Origin of the sequence: Colwellia sp. BRX8-5, assembly GCF_014077325.1 — a bacterium.
Classification (GTDB): domain Bacteria; phylum Pseudomonadota; class Gammaproteobacteria; order Enterobacterales; family Alteromonadaceae; genus Colwellia_A.
Window position 1 is genome coordinate 1 of the sequence record NZ_JACGVR010000071.1, and the last position, 1,544, is coordinate 1,544.

At 39.2% G+C, this 1,544-nt stretch carries 1 protein-coding gene; it reads right to left on the reverse strand.

What is annotated here, in order from left to right; translation table 11 throughout:
• Positions 1-35: 35 nt before the first annotated feature.
• The gene (locus tag H4J62_RS19905; RefSeq protein WP_182218764.1) at positions 36-1,298 is read right to left on the reverse strand and encodes an IS110 family transposase; all 1,263 of its coding nucleotides are present in this window, start codon (positions 1,296-1,298) and stop codon (positions 36-38) included.
• Positions 1,299-1,544: the final 246 nt, after the last annotated feature.

Here is a 1,544-nt window from a genome sequence, read left to right on the forward strand (position 1 = left end):
TAACAACACGCCCTGAGGTGGACAACTAGTAAAATTTAGCTATTTATTGCAAATTTTAACAGTGGCGATCCTCTTCGGTTTAATGCTTCTAAATATTTTGATTCGTTGTAGGGCATCTTCGTTTTCCAGCACCTAAATATTATTCTTATCCACTTGAAAGCAAGCGATCTTATTATGCTGTTATGTGGTTTACCTTTACTTTTTTGTTGCTCATAATAAGCTTTTGCCCAGAATGAATATCGTATCGAAAAACCAGCCCATTCAACAAACGTTTGCCTTAAAAAAGTAGGACAACTGTACCGCCAATGTGTCCATGTCTTTTTACCGCTGCTTTCAATAACGGGTGCAATACCCGCATACTTCTGCATCTGTGAAGCATCCGTATAACGTTCTCTATTGTGCCCAAAAGCGACTAATAAGCGCGGTGCTAGTTGTGGGCCTGCGCCAGGTAAACTATCAAAAATAGCCTTGTCTTGTTGTTTTTTGTACAGCTGTTTTATTGCTTTATCCAACTGTTCAATACCGATAAGTAACACCTTGAATTGTGTGATAAGCACTTCCACTAACAGTTGATTAGGGGCTATTACGCCTTCATCTTCGGTTAACGGAACGGCTTCTTTAATGCTAAGTAATCGAGCATTATTGACAGTTTCATAATGTGAGTTGTGACGATTAAAGAAGTCTAATAAGGTTTGCTTTCTGGCTTTTTTAACCGCGGTGAGCGATGGCCATTTACTGATGAAATCACAAAAGATTAAGGTATCTTTTTCTTTAAACCATTCAAGCGCTTGAGGGTAGTAGTTCTTCAAAGTTGCAGTTATTTTATTTGATAAATCGACGCCATCTTGTACTACATTACGACGATACTCAACCAGTTGCGCTAATGCTCTCATTGATGTTGACTCAGGTACTATCACTGAGAGTTTATCTATGTGAAGTTTAATCATTTCAACTTGTATGAATGCATCTGTCGGGTCATTTTTTGCGCCGCTAGGCGTGAATGCTTTGCGGTAATTTGCGACCGCGGATGGATTCACCGTAAATAAGACGAGGTGGTCATATTTTGCGAGCGCATAAATTAAGGGACCTTTTTTAAGTTCACACACAACAGCAATTTTCTGATCTGGGTAACGCAGCTTAAGCTCCATTGCCCATTTGTGAAGCGCTTCTGGTTTATGTTTTATAATGGTGTAGTGATATTGTTTGGTGTTTTTTGGGTGCTCACATATATCATGTTTTTTGTCAGCCCAATCGATACCAATAAGTGCAGCGAAATCATCGACGTTATATGCTTTCATTTTGATGCTCCAGCGAGTAAAGTTATAGATGGAATGTGCTTAAGTCTCGTTTCTCGCAGGTCTTATAGATAGTCGTCGTAGGCGATCCCTGAGTATGCGTTTTGAAGCGAGTAGCTCTGTTGGTTCGAACGTCTTGTTAGAAACATTGGATGTTTGCCGTTCAATATTCGTAACCAACAGAGGCATATTCCACTTATCAAATATAGTAAACTAATCGATTGATAAATGGATTGGTCCAACTATAAG

Excerpts from the sequence above, each read along its gene's own strand:
- H4J62_RS19905 (WP_182218764.1), bottom strand. The coding sequence starts at position 1,298 with ATGAAAGCATATAACGTCGATGATTTCGCTGCACTTATTGGTATCGAT.